Source organism: Paraflavisolibacter caeni (assembly GCF_025628885.1).
Lineage (GTDB): Bacteria > Bacteroidota > Bacteroidia > Chitinophagales > Chitinophagaceae > Flavisolibacter > Flavisolibacter caeni.
This window is the reverse complement of sequence record NZ_JAOTIF010000017.1, coordinates 122,625-142,897: the sequence shown is the minus strand read 5'-3', so window position 1 is coordinate 142,897 and position 20,273 is coordinate 122,625. Positions and strand designations below refer to the sequence as shown.

Sequence of the window (20,273 nt, the reverse complement as noted above, 5' to 3'; positions counted from 1 at the left end):
AGCAGCTCTGGTTTAGCAGAGCTGCTTTTTTGTTTTGGTAAATAGTACTTTTGCGCGGCTGAACAGGCACAAATAATAAATTACAAACTAATATATGGGTCGCATATTTGAAGTACGTAAGGCCACCATGTTTGCCCGCTGGGACCGGATGGCCAAACAGTTTACCCGCATTGGGAAGGAAATCGCTATTGCCGTAAAGGCTGGAGGACCTGACGCTAACACTAACCCTGCTTTACGCCGGTGCATGCAAAATGCCAAGGCTGTAAACATGCCTAAAGACCGTGTAGAAGCGGCGATTAAAAGGGCCCAGGGTAAGGAAATGGAGAATTATGAAGAGATCTTATATGAAGGATATGCTCCACATGGCGTAGCTGTCCTGGTTGAAACTGCGACAGACAATCACGTTCGTACAGTTGCCAATGTAAAGTCTGTTTTCAATAAAGGAGGCGGAGCATTAGGTAATAGCGGCAGTGTAAGTTTCCAGTTTAAGAAAATGGGAGTCTTCAAGCTGAAGCCGGAAGGATTGAGCCCTGAGGAACTTGAACTTGAACTGATTGATTTCGGTTTAGAAGAAATGGGCGAAGGAACAGGGGAAAACAACGAAGAGGTATTGGTGTTACGCTGCGCTTTTAACGATTTCGGCAGCATGCAGAAAGCGTTGGAAGAAAAAGGTATTACCCCTATCAGTGCAGAAGTAGAATGGATTCCTACTACTACCGTTGAATTGCCAGAAGAACAAGCACAGGAAGTACTAAAGCTCGTAGATAAGCTGGAGCAGGATGATGATGTGCAGAAAGTGTTTCATAACCTGGCATAAGTTAGAACCAAGATTTGTAGGATCATCAGGATATTCAAAACGGCCTTTTCCAGGCCGTTTTTTTATTGAAACTTGCTTGAGAAAATCATAGAGGAATACTATAACTATCTTTAGGATATGAAGGAGATGCATCCTATTATTTTGTTTGATGGTGTTTGTAATTTTTGCAATGGCATCGTAAAATTTGTTATCCGGCAGGATCATAAGAAGGTTTTTCGTTTTGCTGCTTTACAATCGAAAGCAGGACTGGCATTGGCAGAAAGATTTGAGTTGCCGGGAAGCATTGAAACTTTTATTTTAATAGAAGATGGAAAGGTATACCAGAAGTCTACTGCGGCGTTGCGGTTGTATAACCAACTTTCATGGTACTGGAAGTGGACACAATTGTTTTGGATCGTGCCAAGGTTCTTACGTGATGCGGTTTATGATCTTTTTGCACGAAACCGGTACCGATGGTTTGGCAAGAGCGAAGAATGCATGATACCGACGCCCGATTTAATGAGCAGGTTTATCTGACATGCATTTTTGAGATAAACGGATTTTGCAGAATAGAAAAGGCAAAGCCGTAAAATGAACACATTAAACAGGCTTTGCTTATTGTAAGTAAAGAAATATCCAGATTAAGCGTGGTTAAGAAGAATTTCACCAGTCATATAGAGGACGCATTTTCCACTCATCAGGACACGCCCATCCTTTAGTTCGCATAATAAATCGCCACCACGTTTTGAAAGTTGTTTGCAGGACAATTCCTTCTTTCCTAGTTTTTCACTCCAATAGGGAACTATATTACAATGAGCAGAGCCAGTCACGGGATCTTCTTGTATGCCGGCCTTAGGAAAAAAGCAACGGGAAACGGCGTCGGCAGAATGGCCTTTCGCTGTAGCAATCACGCCGAACGCATCCAATTCTTTCATCAGGCTAAAATCAGGATCCAGGTTTTGCACGGCCTCTTCATTGGGCAGCACTACAAAATAATCTCTCGACTTCAAAACTTCGACTACGACATCAACTCCTAAGCTTTCCAATAGCGTTTCTGGTATTTCGGAAGTTTCAGGAACGCGTGCAGGAAAATCTAACGTGTACAGTCCATCCTTGGCAGAGGCTTTCAAGATGCCAGCAACCTGAGTAGAGAACTGAATTTCTTGTATATGTGGTTCCAAGAAGTTCTTGATCACATAAGCAGAGGCCAAAGTAGCATGTCCACACAGATCTATTTCATTTTGCGGCGTAAACCAACGCAGGTGATAACCTTCATCTGTTTTTACAAAAAAGGCTGTTTCACTTAAATTATTTTCCATAGCAATTTTTTGCATCAGGCTGTCCTCAGGCCAGGCCTGTAGGGGAATTACTGCTGCGGGATTGCCACCAAATACTTTATCTGTAAATGCGTCAACCTGGTAGATAGTCAGTTTCATAATGAGCTAATGTGGTAAAATGATAATGTAATAAGTTACTTCTTCCGGTAAAAATAAAGATTCACGTCTTTTGAAAATCCTTTTTCGCTTAATGTATAAAAGCCTGAATTATCAGCAGCAAATGCCACAGCTTCGCCTTGAGGTTCTATATGGTAATCCAGATTGGTAAAAGGACCTGCCAGTATTTTGGTAATATCTTCACTTTCATTGCGCCTGTAAAGATGCAGTCCAATGTAGGTTTTAATTATAATGTTTTTGGCATCTGCTGAAAGAGAAGCGCTAACAACTCCGGAATATGAAAGAGAGCCAACTTTAGTGGCAGTATTGAGTTCTGTAAAGCTTTGAGGGTAAGAAAGCTTATATATTTCAGAAGGATTATCCCTCTTGGTTATCAAGTAAATATCCTTTTTAACTGGATCAACCAGTAAAGCTTCCGCATCATGGGTGCCGTCGGGGTACTTAAAACGGATTGTTTTAAAGCTTTCGATCAAATTGACAGATGAAGAAGGTTCCGTAAACTGGTAAATAGTGTATTCATTACGTTCCAACTTATTGTCACCAATATCAGCAATGTATATCTGATCTCCGGCAAGGGTCATATCTTCCCAATCATAATTAATAGCATCTTTAATGGGTATCGTTTTTACAACATTTCCCTCGTGACTTATCAGAATCAGGTTCGGAGGATTGTCACTATCTTCCTGCGCCCATAAGTAACCGGGATTTTTCTTACTATCAGCTATGCCCGAAACTTCTAAGAGCATAGGAAGGAGAGGCTTAACTACCGGCGTATCAAATGTCAATATTGGTGACACTCTTAATTCTGACTTTCGCTGGCATGCCAGACAAAGGCTTATCGTAATTGATAAGACAAGACAATGAATATTCTTTGCCAAATTGATGGTGGTTAAAGGATGAAGGGTAATAACAGGTTACAAAAATACAGATTCGGAAGATTGGCAAACAGCCTGATCAGGATTATCTGGATATGGGAAGATGTTAAGGAAGGGGGAAAAGAAGCCCCAGCCCGCAGGCTGGGGTTATAGCATATTTGTTTTTGTTAATTGAAAACAGCATTATTGAAGAGATTTCTTACTGGAATGCTTTAATACCATTGCTTCAAGGTAAAAAATAATCTCTTCGGCAATATTCTTTACATGATCTCCTACCCTTTCGAGTTTCCGAATAATGGAAACTACATATAATGCCTGGTCCAAATCTTCGGGAGCATTCTTCAAATATTCAATTGTAAAGTCATTGGCATTGCGGTTGATGTCGTCGAGGAAATCGTCCTGCTTGAAGACAGCGCGCACTGAAGAAGCATCGCCATTTTCAAATGCATTGAGTGTTTCTTCAAGCATTTTAATTGCCTCACTAAACATTTCCACCACTTTTGTAGTTTCCAGCAGTTGCGGCTTGAAGCTTGAATCTGCATTGATCACAAATTTGGAAATCCCTTCGGCTATATCAGCAATCCTTTCCAGGTTCGTATTGATTTTCAAGGCAGCCAGCAAGAAGCGCAGATCCACGGCAACGGGTGAAAATAAAGCCAGGACATCTTCGCAGTCCCGGTCAATTTTCAGCTCAGCAGCATTCACCCTTTTTTCAATGCTCACCACTTCATGTGCCAAGTCTCTATCAAGATTAATCAGAGCAGACAGTGTTTTTTGAAGCTGAGAATGCACCAAACCCCACATGCTTGTTAGCTCTTCCCTTACTGAGTATAATTCGGTTTCTAATTGGGTCATTGTGTTTTTGAGTTTTCAAGTTTACAGGTTTACGGCTTAAGATAAACAATAAACCATCCATTAGCTAAATCTTCCGGTTATATAGTTTTGAGTACGTGAATCTTTTGGATTTGTAAACAATTCTTTTGTAACGTTGTACTCCACCAATTCTCCCAGGTAAAAGAAAGCAGTCTTATTGCTGACCCTAGCAGCTTGCTGCATGTTGTGGGTTACTATGACGAGGGTATAAGTGCTTTTTAGCTCATATAACAATTCTTCAATACTAGCAGTAGAGATTGGATCCAATGCGGAGGTGGGTTCATCCAATAACAACACTTCTGGTTCCATCGCAATAGCCCTAGCTATGCACAAACGTTGCTGCTGCCCTCCAGATAAGAAGGTACCTTTTTTATGGAGAGAATCCTTTACTTCATTCCACAGGGCAGACCTGGTCAAGGATTGTTCTACAATGCGGTCTTTTTCACTTTTGGAGAGTCTTAAGCCATTCAGCTTATATCCAGCAATTACATTGTCATATATACTGAGGTTCGGGAAAGGATTGGGACGTTGGAAAACCATGCCTATTTTCAAACGAACAAAAATGGGATGCATTTCGTATACGTCATCGTCATGCAGCATCATTTTTCCATCGCTTGTTGCTCCCGGCGTCAGCTCGTGCATGCGGTTGATACAGCGTAAAAAGGTGGTTTTGCCGCAACCTGATGGTCCCATAACCGCAATAACGCTGTTCTTTGGAATTTCAATGTTTACATTCTTCACCACGTGGTTCGTTCCAAAGTAGGCGTTGAAATTAGAGCTGCTTATAATTGTACTTTCCATTTCTGTGTGATCAGCTTAGTAATAATATTTAATAATAAAATCCATATCAACAAGATCATCGATGCGCCCCATGCCAGATTGTGCCACTCTTCGTAAGGACTAGTAGCATAATTAAAGATAAGCAATGGCAGACTTTGCATGGGCTTTGCAACATTTGCATTTAAATATGGATTGCCAAAAGCCGTAAAGAGTAAGGGTGCAGTTTCTCCTGCAATCCGTGCCACGGATAAAATAGCTCCTGAAAGGATGCCACTAAAACCGCAGGGCACGATTACTTTCAAAATCACTTTATGATAAGGGAGGCCTAAAGCGAAACCAGCTTCTTTAATGGTGAATGGTATTAGCTTCAGCGTTTCTTCAGTGGAGCGAATTATAATAGGGAGCATCATTACAGCCAATGCCATACTACCAGAAATAGCTGAAAAGGTACCACTCGGTTTTACGATCCAGAAGTAAATGACAATGCCTATTACAATAGAGGGAACTCCCTGAAGGATATCAACAGCCAGGCGGCTCCAGTAGGAGAGTCTACTGTTTTTATTTTCACTCAGGTAAATGCCGGCAAAGATTCCAATTGGAATTGCAATGATAGCAGCCACCAGAACAATAATTAAGCTTCCCAGCAGAGCATTGGCGATACCACCGCCAACTTCACCAACTGGTTTTGGAATATTTGTCAAAAAGTTCCAGTTGATCTTTGTGATGCCTTCTTTAATTACGAAAAACAAAATGGCAATCAGAGGGATCGCAATCATAAAGGCAAAAACTATAACAAGCGCATGAAATAGCTTGCTCATACCTAAACGGTACTTTATTCTTGGATTCAGCTTATTCATGTGTAAATCGTTTTATGATACTTTTGCCAATCATGTTTATGACCACTGTTACGAGGAAAAGCACCAGGCCCAATTCAATGAGTGCTGATAAGTAAACTGCGCGGTCAGCTTCTGTAAATTCATTAGCTATCACGCTGGCCATTGTATTACCAGGAGAAAAGATACTGTCAGGAATAAGGCTTGTATTACCAATCACCATTGTTACAGCCATTGTTTCACCCAAAGCTCTTCCCAATGATAACAGAACACCGGCAAACATGCCAGATTTGGTGTAAGGCATCACAACATCCCGTATCACTTCATACTGAGTTCCTCCCAGAGAATAAGCGCCTTCCTTTAATGAAGAGGGTACCATTTGGATCAATTCGCGACCCAGAGAAGCAGCATATGGAATGATCATAATTGCCAATACGATCGAAGCAGAAAAGATACCCACTCCGTAAGGAGCAACACCAATTGCGGACTCGAGTTTGCGCACTAAAGGCACCAAGGTTACCAAGGCCCAGAAGCCGTATATCACTGAAGGCACAGCTGCAATCAGCTCGACTACGTTCTTTAGAAAGCCTGACAACCAGCCGGTAGGCCTATATTCGCCCAGGTAAACTGCTATGGCAAAGGAAAAAGGAATTGAAATGATCAATGCCAGAAAGGAAGTAAGTAATGTGCCCAGTAAAAATGGCCAGGCGCCATAAATGTCGCTTACAGGATCCCAAGTTTTTCCGGTCAAGTAACCAATGCCCAAGGCTTTAATAGAAGGGATTGACTGAACGACCAGTGTAATAAAAATACCAACGACCAGCACCAGCACGCTTAATGCTGTTATTACCAGGGAGCGCTTAAAAACGCCTTCCCATCTGATATTGCGGCCGGTATATTTTGTTTTTCTGTCCTGTACAATTACCCGGCTGGGCTTCTGCACTAGTTGGGAGGTTAATTCCTGCATAGTTAATAAGCTAATGTGATGATGTAATCATAAAATAAGATGCCAGTTACTGGTTAGGTGTAACTGGCAACTAATCGTGTATTTCAATAACTTATTGCTCAGTTAAAATTGGCTTACCATCGTAAGTAGCTGATTTTAAGATTGTTTCTGCAACACTTTGGGCTGACTGGGAAAGTGGAGCGTAATGCAGGGGTTCACAGTATTGCTGTCCCTGGTGTATGTTCCACCAAAGTAGTTGTACCAAGTTGGTTGCTTTATCCTGAGAACGGTTGTTATATTTCTGTTCTTTATAGATGATCGCCCAAGTAAATCCGCTAATCGGATAGCCGTCTGGTGCATCTGTGTCAGTTAAAGAAACTTTTGCATCTGCAGGAAGCTGGATGTTGCCAGCAGCACTCGTTGAAGCTACGCTAGGAGTAATGAATTTTCCGCTTTTATTTTGGAGCCTGGCATATGACATTTTGTTTTGCAAAGCATAAGCCAACTCGATATAACCAATGGCTCCAGGTGTTTGTTTAATTAATCCGGCAACGCCTTCATTACCTTTTCCCCCCAAGCCAACCGGCCAGTTGATCGAAGAGCCTTTTCCTACTTTAGTATTCCATTCATTATTTACTTTAGATAAATAAGTAGTGAAAATATTTGTAGTACCACTGCCATCTGAACGGTGCGCAATAATTATAGGCATATCAGGAAGGGAAACTCCCTTGTTAACCGATGCGATTTTAGGATCGTTCCATTTTTTCACTTTACCCAAGAAGATATCGGCTAAAAGAGTTGGTGTGAACTGGAGGGTATCTTTAATACCAGGCAAATTATAACTAACAACTACAGCTCCAGAACACATGGGGATGTGCAAAACCGGAACACTTATTTTTTGTGTCTGCTCTTCATTGAGCGCAGCGTCGGTAGCTCCAAATTCAACAGTTTTATTGGTCAGCTGCAAAATACCGCCCCCGGAGCCAATGGATTGATAATTGACTTTTAAACCTGTGCTGTCATGATACACTGAAAACAGTTTTGAAAAAAGGGGATAGATAAAAGTACTACCGGCACCTAATAAAGCGTCGCCAGCTGACGCGTTACCAGCCATATCTTTTGGGCTATTGCTGCTTTCCCCACTATTACAAGAAGTTAAAACAAGGGCAATAGCACCCAATCCAAGCAGGTAAAAACGATTAAACAGGGAGATCATATATGATTATTAATGATAAGAATAAGATAAAATAATTATACCAACTCTGCTAAAAATGATAGAGACATAACAAATACTGACTGCATTTTTCCTCAAAATGATTGCAAAAAGCAGATTGGTATAGTACATGCCGTTTGAAAAACTAATATTTGCGCTGCAAAAGAACCAAGGCAATGTTACCAAATTGTTAAGCCATCATTAACATAATGTTACCCGGTACCTTTGCATCACTTTTAAAAAATAGAATTTTATGGCTTTCTCGTTTATGAAGCTTTTTATGCCTAAGAACACTGTGTTTTATGAACTATTTGAACAAGTGGCAGACAATGTTGGCATAATGTCGAAACATTTAATTACTGTAATGAATGAGCCGGACTTTGACAAGCGCCAGCAAATTATTACTCAAATGGAAGATATAGAACATGCTTCCGACATGCTGACTCACAGCATTTTTACTGAACTGGGCCGAAACTTTATTACTCCTTTTGATCGTGAAGATATACACTACTTAGCCTCTGCCTTAGATGATATTGCAGATTATATTTATGCGACAGCTAAAAAAATCAATTTTTACCGGATCAATCCCAACGATACCGGCATGCAAAAGCTGGCAGAAATTATTCACCAGAGCGCTACAGAAGTAAGGAAAGCCGTAGGTGAACTACGCAACATGAAAAACATGCGACTCATCACAGAATCGCTTGTAAAGATCAACAGCCTTGAAAATCAAGCAGATGATATGTATGATATGAGTATTGAGCGTCTTTTTGCTATGGAACCTGACGCCAAAGAGGTGATCAAGAAGCGGGAAATTTACCAGGCAATGGAAACTGCTACTGATAAATGCGAAGATGCTGCGAATGTTATTGAATCAATCATTGTAAAATACGCTTAATCCAACCAGACAATTTGAAAATAGAATCCGATAGTGGCTAGGGTGCCATACCTGATGATGCCACAGATTTTTCAGATTATTTCATTTTCAAGTTTTTACACTAACTCTATGTCCTTTATATTTATTATTATAGGCCTGGCTTTGATCTTTGACTACATCAATGGCTTTCATGATGCAGCCAACTCTATTGCAACTGTAGTATCGACGAAGGTGCTTACGCCTTTCCAGGCTGTGTTATGGGCTGCGGTTTTCAACTTTGCAGCTTTTTTTATATTTAAAGATCATGGTGTAGCAGATACAGTTGCTAAAACTGTAGATCCCAGCAAAATAGAAAAAGCAGGCATGTTGACTGTAGTATTTTCAGGTCTTATTGCTGCAATTGCCTGGAATTTATTTACCTGGTGGTTTGGCATTCCATCTTCCTCGTCTCACACGTTGATTGGAGGATTTGCAGGAGCGGGTATAGCAGCTGGCGGATGGGATGCAGTTAACCCTGAACCCATTATTAAGACAGCTTCATTTATTTTCATGGCACCATTGATTGGGATGATCATTGCCTTTATCATATCTATATGGTTTATTTATTCATTCAGAAATGGTCCGGCACCACGCATTATTTCGCTGTTGGTTATTCTCCTCGTATTTTATTTTTTATATGTCAATATCGAAACTGACCCTGAAAAATTAAAGTCGCATTACGAATCATATTTCTGGAAAGTAGTGTTTTATTCTAAGAATTTTAAGTGGATACTGCTTGCATTTATCATGATTGTAATGGCGGTGTTTACCTTCTGGCTTAATACACTCAATGCCACTAAAGCCAATACATGGTTTAAGCGGCTCCAGTTGGTATCTTCGGCGGCATTCAGTATTGGTCACGGAGGAAATGATGCGCAGAAAGTAATGGGTATTATTACAGCGGCCTTAATCGCCAACGGTAATATTACGAGTTTCGAACAAATGCCTGCATGGGTTCCTGTTGCGTGTTATACAGCTATTGGTTTAGGCACGATGAGCGGTGGCTGGAAGATTGTTAAGACCATGGGAACGCGCATTACCAAGGTTACTCCATTTGAAGGAGTTGCTGCCGAAACAGCTGGAGCTATTACCTTGTTCACAACTGAAGCATTGAAAATTCCGGTAAGTACAACACATACCATTACCGGTTCTATTATGGGGGTCGGTGCTACCAAGCGCCTATCTGCAGTACGCTGGGGCGTTACTATTAACCTGCTTTGGGCATGGATACTTACGATTCCAGTTAGTGCTTTGGTTGCGGCAGGGATATTTTATATTGTACGCCTGTTTCTGTAATCTTTGTAATAATTCACATATAATAAAAATGCCGGTATTGTAGCCGGCATTTTTATTGGTTTATACAGATTTTGGGACTTTGATGAGTATCGGACTTTTTTCCGACTTTTGCGGCTCAACACATTATTCAAACCATGGCTAAAATTTTAGTAACAGGCGGATGCGGCTATATTGGCTCTCATACGTTGGTTGACCTCATAGAAAACGGTTTTGATGTGATTTGCGTAGATAACAATTCACGCTCTAATCCGCTCATTTTGAAAGGCGTAGAAGAAATCACAGGTAAAAGCGTTAAAAATTATAAAGTTGATCTTTGTAACTACGACGATACTTACGCAATTTTCCAGGAAAACAGAGACATTGCAGGCATTGTACATTTCGCAGCTTATAAGGCTGTAGGCGAATCGGTTGAAAAGCCCCTGATGTATTTCGAAAACAACCTAGTATCGCTTATCAACCTTTTAAAATGCGTACAGGAATTTAACATCCCCTGGTTTGTATTTTCTTCATCCTGCACAGTTTATGGTAATCCAGATAACAGCATCGTAACGGAAGAAACGCCAACCAAACCTGCAGAATCTCCATATGGCTATACCAAGCAAATGGGAGAAGGCATGCTGAGGGATTTTCAAAAAAGCAATCCTCAAACACAGGTTATATTGCTACGATACTTTAATCCAGTTGGAGCACATCCTTCTATTCAGATTGGGGAGTTGCCCATAGGCAAGCCACAAAACTTAGTTCCGGCCATTACGCAAACAGCCATTGGCAAGCTGCCTAAGATGACCGTATTTGGCAATGATTATCATACAAGAGATGGCAGTTGTGTTCGTGACTTTATACATGTTAGTGATATTGCTAATGCACACACACTGGCTATCAAATACTTGCAAGATGGCAAGAGTGAAAATGGTGTAGAGGTATTCAACCTTGGTACTGGCAATGGTGTCACCGTACTGGAAGCTGTAAAAGCTTTTGAAAAAGTATCAGGGCTCAAATTGAATTATGAAATAGGAGCCCGTCGTGCAGGTGATGTAATTTCTATTTATGCCAATAACGATAAGGCAAAAAGTAAATTAGGATGGGATCCAAAATTTGGCCTCGATGATATGATGCTTACTGCATGGCAATGGGAGTTGAAGTTGAAGAAAGACGAGCAAATGTTTAGTGAACCGAAGTCGCAGTTGAATTAATCAGAAACTGGTTCGGGAGGATTTGGTGAAGAAAGATATCCTGATATTGTGATTAGAAATCATTAGTTTATAGAAGCAGGCCTGGTGCCTGCTTTCTTTTTGATTGAATTTGCAAACAGGTAAAGCCCTTCCATCGAAAACAATGTATATTCAAAGAGATTTTACCAATCTTTTAAAGCAGATAGTACTTAGCTTAGATGTTAATTCACCTTTAAAAATCATACATTTCTTTTAACAAAGCCAATTTATCCACTTATGAAAAAAGTTCTTGCTTATACCGGCGTTACACTGTTAGTACTTCTAGTTCTGGCACTTGTTCTTCCATTCCTATTCAAAGACAAGATCATTCAGTTGGTGAAGTCGGAGATTCAGAAAAATGTTGAAGCCAAAGTTGAATTCAAGGATGTTAGCCTGTCTTTTTTCCGGCATTTTCCGAAAGTCTCGGTAGGATTGGAAGATATTTCAATTGTAGGTAAGCATGAATTTTCGAAAGACACATTACTTAGTGCCAGCATGATTGATGCATCTGTTAATCTACTGAGCCTGGTAAGCGGAAAAGATATAGATGTTTCAGGTGTTTACCTTGATGCGCCACGCATCCATGCATTAGTAAATAAAGAGGGCAAAGCTAACTGGGATATTACTAAAGAAGATACTACGAGCAGTGTATCAACAGATACGAGTTCGTCTTTTTCATTGAAACTGAAGAAGTACGAGATCAATGATGGCTATGTGCTTTACAAAGATGAAAGTGCAGGCATCCATGCAGAGATCATCGGTTTGAATCATGAAGGAAGCGGCAATTTCACAGACGATCTGTTTACACTTTCTACCAGCACCAAAGCGGGCTCTGCCAGTTTTTCCTATGCTAATATGCCTTATCTGGTGAATGCAGAAACAGATATTGATGCTGACATAGAAGTGGATAACAAGACCACGAAGTTTACTTTTAAGAATGCTGATATCGCTGTTAATAATTTAAAGCTAGGGGTTGATGGCTTTTTTCAACTGCTGAATGACAGTACTTACAATATGGATATCAGCTTCAATGCTCCTTCCAATGATTTTAAAGATATATTATCGCTTGTGCCAGCTATTTATAAGAATGATTTCGACAAGTTAAAGACCAGCGGCACAGCATCATTCAAAGGATTTGTAAAAGGGACTTACAGTCCTCAACAAATACCAGCATATCAAGTTGACCTAGGAATCAAAGATGGTTTTTTCCAATATCCAGATCTGCCGCAGCCTGTAAAAAATATACAGTTAGCTGCACATGTAGCGAACCCGGATGGTATCACAGATCATACTATAGTGGATGTTACCAAGGGACACCTGGAAATGGGCAATGAGCCATTCGACTTCAGGCTCTTGTTCAAAAATCCGGAGACCAGCCGTTATATAGATGCTGTTGTAAAGGGGAAACTCAATCTAGCTGACCTGACCAAGTTTGTAAAACTAGATGCGGCTACTAAGTTATCTGGCTTAGTATGGGCCGATGTTTTTGCGAAGGGGAACCTTTCCGCTATTGAACAACAAAAAGGTCCTTTTACAGCAGGAGGCTTCCTTGATGTACGCAACTTGTATTATGCATCAAAAGATTTTCCCCAGCCTGTTCAGAACGGCAATTTTAAAATCCAATTAGAAAACAATGGCGGTATAGCAGATGCAACTGTTGTGAATATTACATCAGGGCATATTGAAGTGAGCAAGGATCCTATCGACTTTACCTTACTGGTTCGCAACCCAGTTTCTACTATAGACTTTAGCGGAAAGGCAAGCGGAAGGTTTACATTGGACAACATCAAACAGTTTGTACAACTAGAACCAGGCACCAGTATCAGCGGGCTTATGGATGCAGACCTCCAATTTAGTGGTAGTAAGGCGGCTATTGATAAAAAGGCATATGACCAGATCAACACTACCGGAGTTGTTCATCTTAAGAACACGAACTACATCTCCAAAGAATACCCGGAAGGTGTAAAGGTGAACACTGCGCAATTGAAATTTGACCCGAAGAATGTAGCACTGAATGACCTTGATGCCCAGTTCCAGGGTACTCATTTTACAGCTAATGGTGTTCTGAACAACCTTATTGGATATGCTTTGCAGAACCAAGTTTTGACAGGAACGGTAAACATGACAGCGGATAAAATGAACCTTAATGAATGGATGGGAACAGATACAACAACCACAACGAGCAGCGTATCTTCTGAACCCTTCCAGGTACCGGCTAATCTGAATCTTACGGTTAATGCAAAAGCTGATGCCGTTCAATACGATAAAGTTGTTTATAACAATGTAAGAGGTTCGTTGTTGTTGAAAGAAGAAACGGTTCAACTGCAGCAGGTACAAACAGAAGCACTGGATGGCACAATTGCTTTCAATGGTTCGTATTCGACAAAAGTTAACAAGGCACAACCTGCTATCAGTATCAATTATAACATCAAAGACGTAGATATTCAAAAAGCCTTTTTCGCATATAACACGATGCAAAAGCTGATGCCGATCGGTAAATTTTTATCAGGGAAGCTTACATCACAAATGAACATGAGTGGCCAACTAAATGGAGATATGATGCCCAACTTTAGCAGTCTTACGGGTAAGGGCAGCTTGTTTTTGATCCAGGGCGTACTCGCTAAGTTTCAACCATTAGAGAAATTAGCCAGCACCTTGCAGATCAATGAACTCAAGAACATCAGTCTAAAGGACGTGAAGAGTCATGTTGAATTTTCTAACGGCCAGGTACTGGTAAAGCCATTTGATATCAAGGTAAAAGATATTGATATGCAGGTAGGCGGCATGCATGGCTTTGATCAGACCATCGATTATATTATTGCGATGAAAGTTCCACGGAAATATCTTGGTACCGGGGGTAATGCTCTTGTCAATAACCTTGCGTCCCAAGCATCCAACAGGGGCATACCGGTAAATCTTGGAGAAGTAGTGGACCTGAAGGTAAGTATGGGTGGAAGTATTACGAATCCCGTAATTAAAACTGATTTGAAGGCCGTAGCCGGCGATGCGGCCCAGGAGTTAAAGCAGCAAGCTGTAAGTTTTGCCCAGCAGAAAATTGATAGTACCAAGCAGACATTTAAAGATTCTATGAACTCCGTGAAAAAGCAAGTAGCCAATGATTTGAAAAATGAATTGAATAAGCAACTGTTTGGTCCTAAAGATTCTGCCGATAAAGGAAATGGACTGGACAGCACAAAGCAGAAGGCTGCAGAGACTATTAAGAATACTTTGAAGAATGTGTTTAAGAAAAAGAAGCCAGCAGAAGAGTGAAGGGAATGACGAATGGGAGAAAGGTAAAGTGAGGGGGTTCAAAACTTGGAAGGTGGGGGTTGGTTTTGTACCTTTAGGTGCAGCTCCATTGACTCCGTTCAGGGCTTTTTAGGGCGTTCTGCCTGTAGGTTGTTTTCCCCTTATTTATGAGCATTTACTCCATTCAGATCGAAGCATAGTCGAAAGATGGTCGAAGGATAGTCGAAGGATGATCGAAGGATGGTCGAGGTAGCATCGGCTTAGATACGGCTATGGTACGGCTTAAGTACGGAGTTGGTACGGAGTAAGTAGGGAGTATACATACTTCACGTTTGCATTAGCACCGAAGGAGGAATTTAGTGATACAGAGAAAAAATTACATTTGCTACATCTTTAATTTTACTGAATGATATTGACCGATCAAAGTGATGCAGAATTATTGATTCAATTCCGAAATCCTGATACCAAAGAGCGGGCTTTTACAACTATTATAAAAAAATACCAGGAAAAGCTCTATTGGCACATAAGACGCATGGTTGTAGATCATGATGATGCCAACGATGTATTGCAAAATGTATTTATAAGAGTTTGGAACGGACTTGAAAATTTCCGTGAAGACGCGCGTTTGTATACCTGGCTGTATCGGATTGCCACTAACGAATGCCTTACTTTCATGGAAAGCCAGAAAAAGCGATCTGCCATATCTCTGAGTGATGTGGAGACGGGGCTCAGCAATAAAATTATTGCAGATAAGCACTTTGATGCCAATAAACTGGAATGGAAACTTCAATTGGCGATACAACAATTGCCAGAAAAACAGCGTCTAGTGTTCAACCTGCGATATTATGACGAAATGCCATATGAAGAGATGAGTCGTGTGTTGGAGACTAGCGAAGGAGCTCTAAAAGCCAGTTATCACCATGCGGTGAAAAAAATTGAAGATTATATCAAAAATCATTAAACTTAAGAACAATTATTGAGTCTTAAAGAACGAGATATGGATAGCCGGACACACATACAAAGCGAATTGATGGAAATGAACAGCAGTTTACCTTTTAACGTTAAAATGCCCGTTTTTAACGTACCCGAAGGTTATTTTGAACGCTTTGCAGATGGAGTACTGGCTAAAATAAAAGGTAAACAAGCTGTTACGCCATCGGATGAGCTGTCTACTCTTTCACCACTTTTGGCAGGGATTTCCCGTAAAATGCCATTTTCTGTACCCGAAGATTACTTTAGCGAGGCAACCAAAAGTCTTCCTGAATTGATACAGGAAGAGCATTTACCTGAGGTATTTTCTGTTGTGGGCAGGGCAATGCCATATGAAATACCTGCGGGATATTTTGATGAATTGCCGTACCAAGTTCTTGATAAGGTAGCAAAGCCCAAGGGAAAGGTTATTTCATTCAATCGTAGTTGGATGCGCTATGCTGCAGCAGCAGTATTGATTGGCATTGTTGCACTGAGCAGTATTGTATACTTTTCGAACAGGAACAATATTGATCCTACAGAACAATCTGAATCGTGGATTGCTAAAAAGTTGAAAAACGTAAGTAACCAGGAAATTGAGGAATTTATTAAAACAATTTCTTTTGGAAATGGGAATGGAACAGAAACAGCCAAAAAGGGAAATCAAGAAAGCCAGGATATTGAAAAGATGTTGAAGGACGTATCAGACACGGAATTGGACGCCTTTTTAAGCCAGGTCCCCTCTGGCAATGGCGAGACCTTGTTTATGAATTAAAATGAAGATCATGAAAAAATTATTATACACAGTTTGTATTTTATTATTAACTGCATCTGCTTCGTTTGCTCAAGATGATGACGGAGATAAGATATCCGGGCGAATGACAGAATACATTCAACGTAGACTGGGTTTGTCCAAAGCTGAAGCAGAGCGCTTTCAACCGGTGTTCTTTAACTATTACAATGACCTAAAAAGGACAACCCGTGAAAATAAGGATGACAAACTGGTGCTCCAGCAAAAAGTTACCGAACTAAGAGTCAGATACCGAGATCAGTTTAAACCTATTGTAGGGGATAAGCGTAGTAATGATGTTTTTGCATACGAACGGGACTTTGTAGACGAAGTAAAAAAGATAAGAATGGAGCGTATGCAGAACAGAAATCATAATCTTTCTGATAAAAGATTAGGTGGGCCGTTGCAAGAGTAGAGTTTTTACTCTATATTTGGCTCTGGTGTTTTTCATAGGTTAGCAACGGCCGGCTCTTTTTAGGGCAGGCCTTTTTTATTGCCGCAGATTTATATAATTAACAGGATAGGTTATCTCAATTTGAAAAAGCCTAGAAGTCTTGTCCAGCTTCAGTTACATTGATTTTATTTCCCCAACAACTTTTTAATATAAGCGATCTGACCCAAGTGGTAGATGTCGTGTTGCACAACTCCATGCAGTAACTTTCTAAATGAGTAAGTTCTTCCAGGAACATCATTTTCGAGTATATCATCCTGTTGCACTTGTAAAATATTTACTAATTCTTCCTGCGCCAGCTGTAATTTTTTTATGCCATCCTGAAAAAGATCTTTATTGGAATGGTCCAAATTTCTCCAATCATTTTGTTCAAATAATTGAAGGTTCTTTTCATTCCCCGGCCTGAGGCAATTGATCGCAAACTCTTTCCAGTTGATCATATGCCATATAAGTTCTACAATGCTATGCTGGCCGTTTGGTTTCTGAAAGGCGATGTCTTCGGTAACCTCTCCCAGTAATTTTAGTGCAGGTCTTCCAAACCAAGGTTCGCCTTCGAATGCATCTTTTAATTGAGCAATCAGGAATAAAATTTCGTTGTTCATGGTTGATACATTTATAGACTTGAATTAATGGACTATTATGTTACAATCACACTATTAAAGTAGCCATAAAAAAAGACCACAAAGGTTTATTAAACTTTTGTGGTCTACAAATATTTAGAAATAAAGTCTAACTGAAATTACTTCCTTCCATCAACGGTCTTACTTACTCAGGTACATGCTGCGGTCTTTATACAGCTTTCTGAAGTAAGGATCTCTAAGATCTTTGATGAAACGGATGGCTTCACCGGTTGATTTCATTTCAGGTCCCAATTCCCTACTTACGCCCGGGAATTTATTGAAACTGAATACTGGTTCTTTGATCGCAAAACCATTGAGTTTTTTCTCAAAGTCAAAGTCTTTCAATTTCTTCTCTCCCATCATCACCTTGGTAGCTACATTGAGGTAAGGAATGCCATATGCCTTAGCTATAAACGGAGTAGTACGAGAAGCCCTTGGGTTGGCTTCGATTACATACACTTTACTGTCTTTAATCGCGAACTGAATGTTGATCAAGCCTTTAATGTTCAGTGCACGCGCTATCTTCTCAGCATAATATTCCATAGTTGTTACCACAAGTGGCGCCAGGTTAAATGCAGGAAGTACAGCATTACTGTCGCCGCTATGGATACCAGCAGGCTCAATGTGTTCCATTACACCCATTACGTGAAACTCTTCGCCATCGAAAATGGCATCAATCTCTGCTTCCTGGCAACGATCCAAGAAATGGTCGATCAATATTTTATTACCCGGGACATGTTTCAAAATGCTTACCACTGCTTTTTCCACTTCTTCATCGTTGATCACGATCCGCATGCGCTGGCCACCCAATACATAACTTGGACGAACCAGGACAGGATAACCTACACGGTTAGCCACTTCAACAGCTTCATCTACAGAATAGGCAGTACCATAATCCGGATAAGGAATATCCAGTTCTTTCAGCATATCGCTGAAGCGACCACGATCTTCGGCGATGTCCATGTTATCGAAGGTAGTTCCGATGATCTTGATTCCTTTCTGGGTCAGGCGTTCAGCCAACTTTAATGCTGTCTGTCCACCCAGTTGCACGATCACACCTTCGGGTTTTTCGTGCTCGATGATTTCCCACAAGTGTTCCCAGTAAACCGGCTCGAAGTAAAGCTTGTCAGCCATATCGAAATCGGTAGATACTGTTTCAGGGTTACAGTTCACCATAATGGCCTCGTAGCCACTTTCTTTGATTGCTAATAGGCCGTGTACGCAGCAATAGTCGAATTCAATGCCCTGACCGATCCTATTAGGACCACTTCCCAGAACGATGATCTTCTTTTTATCTGTAACCTTGCTTTCGTTGGAGTGACCTGCTTCGAAAGTAGAATAGAAGTAAGGTGTTTTTGCTTCGAATTCGGCGCTGCAAGTATCCACCATTTTAAACACGCGGGTAATACCTGCTGCTTTGCGCTTTTCGTATAATTTATCTTCAGTACCGTCGTTCATGATGCGGCAGATCTGCTCATCACTAAAGCCATGCACCTTAGCATCACGCAGCAGTTCCAGCGGCAAAGTTTCCAGTTTGTACTTGGCGATCTCCTTTTCCATATTCACCAATTTCTGGATCTCATAAATAAACCAGCGATCTATGCCATTGGTAGCTTTTACGATGGTTTTTGCACTTACCCCCAGCATCAGGGCATCTTTTATACGGAAGATGCGGTCCCACTTCGGAGTCTTGATATATTCGATCAACTCTTCGGCATGCATCTGGCTTTTGCCATAATAGCCCAGACCTACGGCGTTGTTCTCAAGGCTTTGACAGGCTTTTTGCACAGCTTCAGTAAAGCTGCGGCCGATTGCCATCACCTCTCCTACGCTCTTCATCTGCAGGCCCAGTGTATCGTTTCCTCCTTTGAACTTATCAAAGTTCCAGCGAGGGATTTTCACAATCACATAGTCCAGAGCTGGTTCGAAGTAAGCTGAAGTTGTTTTTGTAATCTGGTTTTCCAGTTCATCCAGGGTATAGCCAATAGCCAGTTTTGCAGCTATTTTAGCAATCGGGTAACCGGTTGCTTTAGACGCAAGGGCTGAAGAACGGCTCACACGGGGGTTAATCTCGATAGCAATGATTTCCTCTGTATCTGGATTTAAAGCGAACTGCACGTTACATCCACCGGAAAAGTTGCCCAGGTCGCGCATCATTCTGATTGCCGTATCCCGCATCAACTGGAAAGCAGAATCACTCAGTGTCATCGCAGGAGCTACCGTAATGGAGTCTCCGGTATGAACACCCATGGGGTCGAAGTTTTCCACGGTACAAATGATGCACACATTATCTGCCGCATCACGCAGCAGTTCCAGCTCAAATTCTTTCCATCCCAGAACGGCCTTTTCTACCAGCACTTCGTGAATGGGTGAAGCCTCCAGACCGCGTGTCAGCGCTTCATCCAATTCGTCCTTATCGTGCACGAAACCACCACCGGTTCCACCCAACGTAAATGAAGGACGGATCACCAGGGGAAAACCAATATCCTGAGCGTACTCTTTACCTTCCAAAAAGGAGTTGGCAGTTTTAGCAGGCGCCACACTTACGCCCAATTCAATCATCCATTGGCGGAATTTTTCACGGTCTTCGGCTTTATCGATGGCTTTGATATCCACGCCAATCAGTTTCACGCCGAATTTTTCCCAAATGCCCAGGTCCTCGGCTTCTTTGGCCAGGTTTAAGGCAGTTTGTCCACCCATGGTAGGTAAAACGGCGTCAATTTGATTTTCTTCCAGGATCTGCTCAATGCTTTCCACCGTTAGAGGCAGGAGGTAAACACGGTCCGCCATCATGGGGTCAGTCATAATGGTAGCCGGATTGCTGTTAATGAGGATCACTTTTACACCCTCTTCCCGTAAGCTTCTGGCAGCCTGGGTTCCGGAATAGTCGAATTCACACGCTTGTCCTATAACAATTGGTCCCGAGCCAATGATGAGGACTGATTTTATAGATGAATCTTTAGGCATAGTCTAATTGAAGAACGTTTGTCTATGGTGAATG

18 protein-coding genes are annotated in these 20,273 nt (G+C 41.2%); 9 read left to right on the top strand and 9 right to left on the bottom strand.

Annotation, left to right across the window (positions count from 1 at the left end; all coding sequences use genetic code 11):
• The first annotated feature begins 94 nt into the window (after window positions 1–94).
• Complete coding sequence (locus tag OCK74_RS18460) at window positions 95–817, top strand: YebC/PmpR family DNA-binding transcriptional regulator (RefSeq protein ID WP_279298551.1); 723 nt, start codon at window positions 95–97, stop codon at window positions 815–817.
• Window positions 818–934: 117 nt separating this feature from the next.
• A complete protein-coding gene (locus tag OCK74_RS18455; RefSeq protein WP_279298550.1) occupies window positions 935–1,333 on the top strand; it encodes a thiol-disulfide oxidoreductase DCC family protein in 399 nt (132 codons plus the stop codon).
• Between the two features lie 104 nt (window positions 1,334–1,437).
• On the opposite strand, the gene OCK74_RS18450 is transcribed toward OCK74_RS18455, so the two are convergent.
• The 7 genes from OCK74_RS18450 to pstS all read right to left on the bottom strand — a co-directional run bounded on the left by OCK74_RS18450 (window position 1,438) and on the right by pstS (window position 7,773).
• Window positions 1,438–2,232 carry a PhzF family phenazine biosynthesis protein gene (locus OCK74_RS18450; RefSeq protein WP_279298549.1) on the bottom strand — a complete coding sequence of 265 codons (795 nt, stop codon included), beginning with the start codon at window positions 2,230–2,232 and terminating at the stop codon, window positions 1,438–1,440.
• 35 nt (window positions 2,233–2,267) lie between these two features.
• Complete coding sequence (locus OCK74_RS18445) at window positions 2,268–2,996, bottom strand: SdiA-regulated domain-containing protein (protein ID WP_279298548.1); 729 nt, start codon at window positions 2,994–2,996, stop codon at window positions 2,268–2,270.
• A 312-nt stretch (window positions 2,997–3,308) separates the two neighbouring features.
• Complete coding sequence (gene phoU, locus OCK74_RS18440) at window positions 3,309–3,980, bottom strand: phosphate signaling complex protein PhoU (protein ID WP_279298547.1); 672 nt, start codon at window positions 3,978–3,980, stop codon at window positions 3,309–3,311.
• 60 nt (window positions 3,981–4,040) lie between these two features.
• Window positions 4,041–4,799 (bottom strand): phosphate ABC transporter ATP-binding protein PstB, encoded by a 759-nt coding sequence (gene pstB, locus OCK74_RS18435; protein ID WP_279298546.1) that lies wholly within the window; start codon window positions 4,797–4,799, stop codon window positions 4,041–4,043.
• The gene (pstA, locus tag OCK74_RS18430; protein WP_279298545.1) at window positions 4,781–5,635 is read right to left on the bottom strand and encodes a phosphate ABC transporter permease PstA; all 855 of its coding nucleotides are present in this window, start codon (window positions 5,633–5,635) and stop codon (window positions 4,781–4,783) included. Before pstA ends, pstB begins: the two co-directional genes overlap by 19 nt.
• Window positions 5,628–6,578, bottom strand: a complete 951-nt coding sequence (gene pstC / locus OCK74_RS18425) for a phosphate ABC transporter permease subunit PstC (RefSeq protein WP_279298544.1) — start codon at window positions 6,576–6,578, stop codon at window positions 5,628–5,630. The genes pstA and pstC overlap by 8 nt, the downstream gene beginning before the upstream one ends.
• Before the next feature lie 91 nt (window positions 6,579–6,669).
• The gene (gene pstS, locus OCK74_RS18420) at window positions 6,670–7,773 is read right to left on the bottom strand and encodes a phosphate ABC transporter substrate-binding protein PstS (RefSeq protein WP_279298543.1); all 1,104 of its coding nucleotides are present in this window, start codon (window positions 7,771–7,773) and stop codon (window positions 6,670–6,672) included.
• Window positions 7,774–8,023: 250 nt separating this feature from the next.
• Here pstS and OCK74_RS18415 point away from each other — a divergent pair, with 250 nt between their 5' ends.
• The 7 genes from OCK74_RS18415 (at window position 8,024) to OCK74_RS18385 (ending at window position 16,616) form a co-directional block, all read left to right on the top strand.
• Window positions 8,024–8,668: a DUF47 domain-containing protein gene (locus tag OCK74_RS18415; RefSeq protein WP_279298542.1), complete on the top strand. Its 645-nt coding sequence runs from the start codon at window positions 8,024–8,026 to the stop codon at window positions 8,666–8,668.
• A gap of 108 nt (window positions 8,669–8,776) precedes the next feature.
• Window positions 8,777–9,982, top strand: a complete 1,206-nt coding sequence (locus OCK74_RS18410; RefSeq protein WP_279298541.1) for an inorganic phosphate transporter — start codon at window positions 8,777–8,779, stop codon at window positions 9,980–9,982.
• Between the two features lie 134 nt (window positions 9,983–10,116).
• Entirely contained in the window at window positions 10,117–11,175 is a 1,059-nt protein-coding gene (gene galE, locus OCK74_RS18405; RefSeq protein ID WP_279298540.1) for a UDP-glucose 4-epimerase GalE, read from the top strand.
• Between the two features lie 255 nt (window positions 11,176–11,430).
• Entirely contained in the window at window positions 11,431–14,463 is a 3,033-nt protein-coding gene (locus OCK74_RS18400) for an AsmA-like C-terminal region-containing protein (RefSeq protein ID WP_279298539.1), read from the top strand.
• A gap of 385 nt (window positions 14,464–14,848) precedes the next feature.
• On the top strand, window positions 14,849–15,403 hold the full coding sequence (locus OCK74_RS18395) for an RNA polymerase sigma factor (RefSeq protein ID WP_279298538.1): 555 nt from the start codon (window positions 14,849–14,851) through the stop codon (window positions 15,401–15,403).
• Between the two features lie 36 nt (window positions 15,404–15,439).
• Window positions 15,440–16,186, top strand: a complete 747-nt coding sequence (locus tag OCK74_RS18390; RefSeq protein ID WP_279298537.1) for a hypothetical protein — start codon at window positions 15,440–15,442, stop codon at window positions 16,184–16,186.
• Between the two features lie 10 nt (window positions 16,187–16,196).
• Entirely contained in the window at window positions 16,197–16,616 is a 420-nt protein-coding gene (locus OCK74_RS18385; protein WP_279298536.1) for a hypothetical protein, read from the top strand.
• A gap of 164 nt (window positions 16,617–16,780) precedes the next feature.
• Here the strand turns inward: OCK74_RS18385 and OCK74_RS18380 are convergent, their stop codons facing one another.
• Together OCK74_RS18380 and carB are read right to left on the bottom strand one after the other, a co-directional pair.
• Window positions 16,781–17,254 (bottom strand): DinB family protein, encoded by a 474-nt coding sequence (locus OCK74_RS18380; protein WP_279298535.1) that lies wholly within the window; start codon window positions 17,252–17,254, stop codon window positions 16,781–16,783.
• Between the two features lie 159 nt (window positions 17,255–17,413).
• Complete coding sequence (gene carB, locus OCK74_RS18375; protein WP_279298534.1) at window positions 17,414–20,239, bottom strand: carbamoyl-phosphate synthase large subunit; 2,826 nt, start codon at window positions 20,237–20,239, stop codon at window positions 17,414–17,416.
• Between the last annotated feature and the right edge of the window lie 34 nt (window positions 20,240–20,273).